Source organism: Nocardia sp. NPDC050406, assembly GCF_044459025.1.
In the GTDB taxonomy this organism is placed as follows: domain Bacteria; phylum Actinomycetota; class Actinomycetes; order Mycobacteriales; family Mycobacteriaceae; genus Nocardia.
Window position 1 is genome coordinate 366,761 of the sequence record NZ_JBITIM010000001.1, and the last position, 8,556, is coordinate 375,316.

Sequence of the window (8,556 nt, forward strand, 5' to 3'; positions counted from 1 at the left end):
GAGGTGGTGCCGCTCAGGCGAACTGTTGCCAGCCGAGCCGGATCACCATGCCGATGACGACCACGAGCAGGACCACCCGCACGAAACTCGCGCCGCGGGCCAGGGCCATGTGGGAGCCGATCACCGCGCCCACCACATTGCCGACGGCCATGGCGAGCCCGAGTGCCCACAGCACGTGGCCGGTCGCGCCGAGGAAGATGAGCGAACCGAGGTTCGAGCCGCAGTTGATCACCTTCGCCATGGCGGCGGCGCGCACGAACTCGGTGCCGAGCAGCGTGGCGAAGGTGATGATGAGGAAGGTGCCGGTGCCGGGGCCGAGAATGCCGTCGTAGAGGCCGATGAGCCCGGCCGCGATACCGATCACCAGGAGGGTCTTGCGGCGGGTCGGCGGGTGCGTGGCCAGGGTGACGCCGATGGAGGGGCGCAGTGTCACGAAGATGGCGACGCCGACCAGGACCACCATCACGATGGGGATGAACAGGTCTCGGTCGATGAGGCCGACCGCCGCCGACCCCGCCGCGGACGTCACCCCCGCCAGGATCGCCGCGGGCACCAGCCGCTTCCACTGCATCGGCACCTTGCGCGCGAAGGTGATCACCGCCGCGCTCGTCCCCGAGAAGGCCGCGATCTTGTTGGTGCCCAAGGCCGTCTGCGGCGCGATTCCCGGCGCGACCACGAACAACGTCGGCAGAATGATGAGCCCGCCGCCACCGACCACCGCATCGACCCATCCGGCGGCGGTGGCCGCCGTCAAGAGAACCGCCCAGTCCGCAACACTCACCCGCTGACCCAACCAGAACCCGCGCACACCCGGCAAATCGCCGCGACCGGCGTGGCCCGGTGGTAGCCCTGCCGCACGGCGATCCGGCCCGCGGCCGCAGGTCGTCGGGACCGCGCGAGCGCACCTCTAGGGTGGGGGCATGCGTCGGTTCAGTCTCTGGTTGCGCGGGAAGCCGCAGGTGGCGGATTCGATACTGGCGCTCGCGCTGATGCTCGTCGACATGCTCGGGGTGGCCGAGAGCCAGCACAAGATCGCGTATCTGGCGATGAGTGTGCTGCTGCCGCTGCCGATGATCTTCCGGCGCACCCATCCGGTGGCGAGCGCGGTGGCGATGTTGGGGTTCTCGCTGCTCACCACGCTGGTGCACTGGGGGATCGGCGACGGGGACGCGCTGCACCCGGCGTTGCTGGGGCTGGGCATCATGCTCTACACGCTGGTCGCGTATGTCGGTCGCCGCCAAGGACTCTGGTATGCCGCCGGACTGATCGTCGACAGCGCCTTCTCCTTCTCCATGATCGGCACGCCCGAAGGCACCGATATCGCCTTCACCGCCGTGTACTACGCGTTCTGCTGGACCCTCGCCGAGTTCATCGGCGCGCGCCACGCCTACGACGCCGAGGTCGCCGCGCGATTGGCCGTCGCCGACTACGACCGTGAGCGCCGCGCCCACGACGCCGTCGCCGCCGAACGCACCCGCATCGCCCGCGAACTCCACGATGTGGTCGCGCACGCGGTGAGCGTCATCATCGTCCAGGCCGACGGGGCCCGCTACGCGCTGCGCCTGGACCCCGACGCCGCCGAGCAGGCCCTCGGCACCATCGCCACCACCGGCCGCGAGGCTCTGCGCGAGCTGCGTCGCACCGTCGAACTGCTGCGCACCGAACACGCGCCCGAACAGCTGCCACAGCACGGCACCGCCGGAATCGCCAAGGTCGTCGAGCTCATGCGCAATGCCGGGCTGGCGGTGGAATTGGAACTGAGCGGCGAACTCGACAATGTCAGCCCGGAGGTGAGCCTCGGCGTCCACCGCATCGTCCAGGAATCACTGACCAACACCCTGCGCCATGCCGGACCCGACGCCTTCGCCCGCGTCCGAGTGTGCCGCCGCGACAACGACATTCTGGTCGAGGTCACCGATTCGGGTGGCGTGCCCGCCGCCACCACGATCCACCGCGATGCCGCCGCGTCCGGCCGCGTCGCCAGTGCGACCGCCGCCACCGGTCGTCCCGGCAGCGCCACCGTCGCCACCACCGGCGGGAACGGCCGCCTGTCGAGTGCGACCCCCGCCGCCGACAAATCGGACCACACCGTCCGCACGGCCGCCGCCGCGCACGCCACCCCCATTGTCGGCAGCGGCCTCGGTCTGGTCGGTATGCGTGAACGCATGGTCGTGCTCGGCGGCACGCTCACCGCGGGCCGCCGCCCCGAAGGCGGCTGGCACGTCGTCGCCACCATTCCGCTGTCTCGCGGCACGGGGGAGTGACCGCCGCCGCGTGGGCCGATGCGGGGGATCCGGATGTCGGGCCGATAGATTGGTGCGCGTGCCGATCACCGTTCTCGTTGTCGACGACCAGGAACTCATGCGCGCGGGATTGAAGATGGTGCTCGGCGCGCACCCCGATATCGAGGTGGTGGGGGAGGCCGACAATGGCGCCACCGCCATCACCCGCACCACCGAACTGCGGCCCGACGTGGTGCTCATGGATGTGCGGATGCCGATCACCGACGGCGTCACGGCCACCGCTCGCATCATCGAATCCGGGTGCGGCAGCAAGGTTCTGGTCATGACCACCTTCGACCTCGACGAACACGCGCTGGGCGCGCTGCGCGCCGGAGCCAGCGGCTTCCTGCTCAAGGACACCCCGCCCGAGGACCTCATCTCCGCCATTCGCAGTGTCGCCGCCGGAGACGCCGTGGTCTCCCCGAAGGTCACCAAACGCCTGCTCGACCGCCTCATCGCCGATGACCCGGGCTCCGGCCGCGACCCGGGCGTCCTCGACGTTCTCACCGCCCGCGAACGCGAAGTCCTCGAACATATCGCCGCGGGCCGCTCGAACGCCGAGATCGCCTCGACGCTGTTCCTCTCCGAAGCCACCGTCAAAACCCACGTGGGCCGCGTCCTCACCAAACTGGGCCTGCGCGACCGCGTCCAAGCCGTGGTCCTCGCCTACGAGACCGGGCTGGTCCGCCCGGGCAGCGCCTGACCGCCGTGCTCTAGTGCGCGTCGAGGAATTCGCGCAGCACTCGGTCGAGGGCGTCGGGGACTTCGAGGTGTGGGCTGTGGCCGCAGCCGGACAGCACCGTGCGGCGGGCTCCCGGAATCGCGGCTTCGATCGCGCCGCTGTGGGCGTGCACATCGGGATGGTCGGCTTCGCCGACGAGGAGGAGTGTGGGTACGGCGATCTCGCCGAGTCGGGGGAGCGCTGGCCGGTCGGGTTCGACCGCCCCGTCCTCGTGTGGACCGAGGTTGTTCGGGCTGGCCTCGAGCACTTCCCGAAGCCGTTGGCGCGCAGCGGTATTGGCCGGTGCCACGTACCAGGGATCGGTCTCGCTCCAGAACTCGATCTGCCGCTCGACCGCGGCGTGCGGGCCGGGCACCTCGCGTCCGCCGCGCGTCAGGAAGTGCTCGCTGAGCGGCAGCCCGGTGACGATCGGGCCGAGCAGCACGAGCGCCGACACCAGTTCCGGATGGTCGAGCGCGCACCGCAGCGCCAGGAAGCCGCCGAAGGAACAGCCGATCATGGTCACCGGCGCGTCCGAGGCGGCGCGAATGACCCGCACGAGGTCATCGACGCTGGAGTACGGACCGGTCGGCGAGTCGGAACGCCCGTACCCGCGCCGATCCCACCGCACCACTCGATGCGTGGTCGAGAGCGCCTCGAACATCGTCCCCCACGCCGCGCTGTCGAGGAGGCCGTCGTGGTTGAGCACCACCGTCGGCCCGGCTCCCGCGACCTCGGCATGGATTCCGGGAATCGAAAGCTGAAGAGCACCGCGGTCTTCCACCAGTTCACCGTAGCTCCGCCCACTCCCAGATCGCGCCCGTACCGAGCTACCGGGGTCTATGTCCCGTGGCAGAGTCGCCGCGGGGGGCGCTCTGACGCCGCGCCGACCAACGCGGTCGCCGCCGAGAAAGCCACTGGTCGGACGCGCCTCGCGCGGTTCGGGCCGCGATGCCCGGAGACCGCGTGCCCCGCACCACAGTCACCCTCGGGAGAAAATCGCGCTCCTCGAACGTTGACCCGGTAGATCGTCCGAAAGGATCGCAACCATGCCCGCCCTCTTGTTCGTCGTCTACCTCGTCGCCGAGATCGCCACGCTCGTCGCCGTCGGCCATGTCATCGGCGTGTTTCCGACGATTCTGCTGCTCATCGCGGGGTCGGCGGCCGGATTGATCCTGGTGAAATCGCAGGGTCGGCGGGTGTTCGAACAGTTCCGGCGCGCCGGACGCGGTGAGATCGCGGCCAGTTCGGCCGTGGCCGACGGGGCCCTGGTCACCGCCGGTGCCGTCTTGATGTTCGTGCCCGGCCTGCTCACCACGCTGCTGGGCCTGCTGGCGCTCATCCCCGCGACGCGGTTCCTGCTGCGCCCCGCCGTCGCGGCTTTCGCGGCCCGCCGTCTGGATCGCGTGGCCATGGCCGTCGGCCCGCGCGGCTTCCGCAATGTGGTGGTCGACCCCGATGGCGAGGTCGTCGACGCCACCGTGGTCAGCCAGTGGTACGACGATGGTCAGGGACCCGCGCACCGCATGATCGACCCCCGCTGACTCCATCCCCCGTGCCGAGCCGGTGGTGATTCCCACAGGGAGACACCACCGGCTCGTGCTGCGGTCGGGTGCTCAGCCGCCGCTCTTGCGGCGGAACGACCGCTTGTTGCTCGCCGGGCCGTGCGTCCCGTGGATCTTGGAACCGCCCCGGCCCTCGCCGCCCACGCCGTCCTGGTGCTGACTCTGCTTGCGGTCGAGAGCCTCTCGGAAGCGGCGCTTGATGTCGTCCGCGGAGGCGGCGGCCGTCTCCGGCTTGTCCTGGTTGTCTTCAGTTTTCACAGTGACAGCCTGACAGGTGGCCGGACGTCCGGCCAGCCACCGCACCGGGACGGTGGCCTGCCGGGGCGGTGCGGCGGCCCGTGCGGCAGACTGGAACCCCGTGAGTACCCAGTTGCTTGTCGGTGGCCGTATCTACAGTTCGAGTAATCCCGACGCGACCGCCATGGCGGTCACCGACGGAACCGTGGTGTGGGTGGGGCAGGACAAGCCGGGGCGCGCCCTGCATCCGGACGCGGAGATCATCGACCTCGCCGGTGCGTTCGTCGCGCCCGCCTTCGTGGACCCGCACGTGCACCTCACCGCGCTGGGCCTGAAGCTCACCGGCCTCGACCTGTCGCGCACCGCCTCACTCTCCGAATGCCTGGAACTGGTACGGGAATTCGCCGCGAACAACCCGACCGGCACCATTCTCGGCGACGGCTGGGACGAAACCCGTTGGGCCGAAGGACGACCGCCCAGCCTGGCGGAGATCGACGCCGCGGCCCCCGGGCGCGCCGTGTACCTCACCCGCGTGGACGCGCACTCGGCCGTGGTCTCCTCGACGCTGCTCGACACTGTGCCCGAAGTCACCACCGCCCAGGGCTTCACGCGTGGCGAACCGCTGCGCGCCGACGCCCACCACCTGGTGCGCGCCGCCACCCTGGCCGGACTCGACCGCGCCCACCGCGACCGCGCCCGCGGCGCCGCCCTCGACCACGCCGCCGCGCACGGTATCGCCGCCGTGCACGAATGCGCCGGACCCGAGATCAGCGGCCGCACGGATGTGACCGAGCTGCTGGAGTTCTCGCACGGCGTCGAGGTGCGCGTGTACTGGGGCGAGGCCGTGCGCACCGCCGACGAGGCGCGCACCCTGATCAAGGAACTCGGCGTGCACGGCCTCGGCGGCGACCTGTTCGTCGACGGCTCGCTCGGCTCGCACACCGCCTGGCTGCGCGAGCCCTACGCCGACCGCGACACCACCGGCGTCGGATTTCTCGACGCCTACGCCATCGCCGACCATGTGCGCGCCTGCACCGAAGCGGGAATCCAGGCCGGATTCCACGTCATCGGCGATGCCGCCATGGATGCCGTGGTGGCGGGCTTCGGCCGGGTGGTCGCCGAACTCGGCGGCCCGGCCGTGGCCGCGCGCGGCCACCGCATCGAACACGCCGAACTCGTCGACGCCGACCAGATCGCGAAACTCGCCGAATGGGGCGTGATCGCCAGCGTGCAACCGGGATTCGACGCCGCCTGGGGCGGCGCCGACGGCATGTACGCCACCCGCCTGGGCGAGCGCGCCGCCACCCTCAACCCCTTCGCCGCCATGGCCGCCGCGGGCATCTCCCTCGCCATCGGCTCCGACGCCCCCGTCACCCCGGTCGACCCGTGGGCCGCGGTCCGCGCCGCCGCCCACCACCGCACCCCCGGCCACCAGATCTCGCCCCGCGCCGCCTTCACCGCCGCCACCCGCGGCGCGTGGCGCGCGGGCGGCGTCCGCGACGGCGTCTCCGGCACCCTGGTCCCCGGTGCCCCAGCCACTTTCGCCATCTGGGAAGCCGACGATCTCGTGGTCGCCGCCGCCACCGACACCGTGCAGCGCTGGTCCACCGACCCCCGCTCCCGAGTCCCCGGCCTCCCACCCCTGACCCCCGACGCCGTTCTCCCGCGCTGCCTGCGCACCGTGCACCGCGGGGTCACCATCTATGAAGCCTGAGCCGCCTTCTCCCACACCGGAACCCGACGCACACACAGACGCGACAGGCGTCGCGCCACCGCCGCCACCTCCGGCCGCAACCGCGGGCACGCACGAAGCAACCGATGCCGAAGGAGCCGCCGCCTCGCGAGGCGCGCCGACCGACTTATCGAATGAGGCGACCTCCGGCGGGGAACATCCCGACACACCGTCTCCCACCGCGACCGGGAGCGGACCCTCCGCAGCGGCCGAGCCGTCCGGCGTAGGGAGCGGGGGTGCGCCGCCCGGGACCGAAAGTTCAGGCGCGGCAGCGCGTTCGAGTGCATCGACCGCCTCCGACGGAATCAGCGGGCGGATAGCGGGATTCGCGTCGCATCACCCCGTGCTCACTCGATCGGTTCTCGCGGCGCTGGCCGGACTGTTGCTGTTCGCCAGCTTTCCGCCCCGCACGCTGTGGTTCCTCGCACCGGTCGGGATCGCGATTCTCACGCTCGTCGTGCGTGGAAACGGGCGGCTGCGTGGGGGATTCGGGCTCGGGATGCTGGCGGGGCTCGGGTTCTTCCTGCCGCTGCTGCCGTGGACCGGAATCTATGTCGGGCCGGTGCCGTGGCTGGCGCTGTCGGCGGTGTGCGCGGTCTACGTCGGGCTCTTCGGCCTGGTGGCGCGTGTGGTGGGCAGGCTGGCGTGGTGGCCGTTGTGGGTCGCTGCCGGATGGTCGCTGACCGAGTGGATACGGTCCAGTTTTCCGTTCGGCGGGTTTCCTTGGGGCAGGCTGGCTTTCGGGCAGGGCGACGGCTGGTATCTGCCCTACGCCATGGTCGGCGGAGCGCCGTTGCTCAGCTTCGTGGTGGCGCTCACCGGCACCGGGCTCGCGTGGGTGATGCTGCGCGCGTGGCGGACCAGAAGTGAGTCGGAGGCTTCCGCAAACCTTCCGCATCGTTCCAGATGGGGGACTTTCTGTCTCACATCGTGGAACCGAATTATTGCCGCGGCAATGGGTGTGGCTATCATTCCTCTCACCGGAGTGATCCTCCGGACCGCGCTGCCCGGCCCGGAGGACGGCAACCGGCCGATCACGGTCGCCGCCATCCAGGGCAGCGTGCCGCGCCTGGGACTCGACTTCAACGCCCAGCGCCGCGCCGTTCTCGACAATCACGTCAAGCGCACCGAGGAATTGGCCCGCGACGTGGAGGCCGGACGCGCGCCGCGGCCGGATGTGGTGATCTGGCCGGAGAATTCGTCGGATATCGACCCGCTGCGCAATCCGGACGCCGCCGCCCTCATCACCCAGGCCTCCGAAGCGATCGAGGCTCCCATCCTGGTCGGCGCGGTGCTGGTGAACTCCGATCGCACCACCACCAACGCGGTCATGGTGTGGGACGGCGCGAACGGCCCGGTCGACCGGCACGACAAGAAGATCATTCAGCCCTTCGGCGAATACCTGCCCTATCGCGAATTCTTCCGGCACTTCTCCGAATACGCCGACCGCGCGGGCTATTTCGTCCCCGGCACCGGCGACGGCGTGGTCGATGTGCCGCCCGCCCGCGACGGCATCGTGCGGATCGGTGTGGCCACCTGTTACGAGGTCGCCTTCGACCGTGCCTTCGAGGACGCGCTGCGCGCGGGCGCGCAACTGCTCACCGTCCCCACCAACAACGCCACCTTCGGTAAGAGCGAGATGACCTACCAGCAACTCGCCATGTCCCGGGTACGCGCGGTGGAACACGGTCGCGCCCTGATCGTTTCCGCCACCACCGGCGTGAGCGCGATCATCACCGCCGACGGTGCGATTCAACAGCAGACTGACCAGTTCGTCCCGGACGCCTTGGTGTCCCGGGTGCCGCTGCGCACCGATACGACACTCGCCACGCGGATCGGCCCCGCGCCCGAAGTCGTCTTGTGTATTCTGGCCGCGGCCGCCATAGCGGCGGCAGCGATCGGGCGGCGAACGCGCACCCCTGCGGAGCCGTCCGACCAGGACGCAGCCGGTAACCATCCGGCTCCATAAGCGGGGGCGGCCCGCGCCCGGTATGTCCAGCGAGCCGTCCGAGCGGTGAA

The 8,556-nt window shown here is 70.6% G+C and carries 8 protein-coding genes; 5 read left to right on the forward strand and 3 right to left on the reverse strand.

Going from position 1 to position 8,556, the window contains the following annotated elements:
• Positions 1 to 13 precede the first annotated feature (13 nt).
• Positions 14 to 781, reverse strand: a complete 768-nt coding sequence (locus tag ACIBH2_RS01675) for a TSUP family transporter (RefSeq protein WP_397112292.1) — start codon at positions 779 to 781, stop codon at positions 14 to 16.
• 139 nt (positions 782 to 920) lie between these two features.
• Between ACIBH2_RS01675 and ACIBH2_RS01680 the strand changes: the two genes are divergently transcribed.
• A complete protein-coding gene (locus tag ACIBH2_RS01680; RefSeq protein ID WP_397112295.1) occupies positions 921 to 2,264 on the forward strand; it encodes a sensor histidine kinase in 1,344 nt (447 codons plus the stop codon).
• 58 nt (positions 2,265 to 2,322) lie between these two features.
• Positions 2,323 to 2,985: a response regulator gene (locus tag ACIBH2_RS01685; RefSeq protein WP_397112297.1), complete on the forward strand. Its 663-nt coding sequence runs from the start codon at positions 2,323 to 2,325 to the stop codon at positions 2,983 to 2,985.
• 10 nt (positions 2,986 to 2,995) lie between these two features.
• Here the strand turns inward: ACIBH2_RS01685 and ACIBH2_RS01690 are convergent, their stop codons facing one another.
• Positions 2,996 to 3,787 (reverse strand): alpha/beta fold hydrolase, encoded by a 792-nt coding sequence (locus ACIBH2_RS01690; protein WP_397112299.1) that lies wholly within the window; start codon positions 3,785 to 3,787, stop codon positions 2,996 to 2,998.
• Between the two features lie 265 nt (positions 3,788 to 4,052).
• Between ACIBH2_RS01690 and ACIBH2_RS01695 the strand changes: the two genes are divergently transcribed.
• Positions 4,053 to 4,547: an FxsA family protein gene (locus ACIBH2_RS01695; RefSeq protein ID WP_397112301.1), complete on the forward strand. Its 495-nt coding sequence runs from the start codon at positions 4,053 to 4,055 to the stop codon at positions 4,545 to 4,547.
• A gap of 72 nt (positions 4,548 to 4,619) precedes the next feature.
• Here the strand turns inward: ACIBH2_RS01695 and ACIBH2_RS01700 are convergent, their stop codons facing one another.
• Positions 4,620 to 4,826 (reverse strand): DUF5302 domain-containing protein, encoded by a 207-nt coding sequence (locus tag ACIBH2_RS01700; protein ID WP_397112303.1) that lies wholly within the window; start codon positions 4,824 to 4,826, stop codon positions 4,620 to 4,622.
• A gap of 100 nt (positions 4,827 to 4,926) precedes the next feature.
• Between ACIBH2_RS01700 and ACIBH2_RS01705 the strand changes: the two genes are divergently transcribed.
• Together ACIBH2_RS01705 and lnt are read left to right on the forward strand one after the other, a co-directional pair.
• On the forward strand, positions 4,927 to 6,519 hold the full coding sequence (locus tag ACIBH2_RS01705) for an amidohydrolase (protein WP_397112305.1): 1,593 nt from the start codon (positions 4,927 to 4,929) through the stop codon (positions 6,517 to 6,519).
• A 361-nt stretch (positions 6,520 to 6,880) separates the two neighbouring features.
• Positions 6,881 to 8,506 (forward strand): apolipoprotein N-acyltransferase, encoded by a 1,626-nt coding sequence (lnt, locus tag ACIBH2_RS01710; protein ID WP_397112307.1) that lies wholly within the window; start codon positions 6,881 to 6,883, stop codon positions 8,504 to 8,506.
• Positions 8,507 to 8,556: the final 50 nt, after the last annotated feature.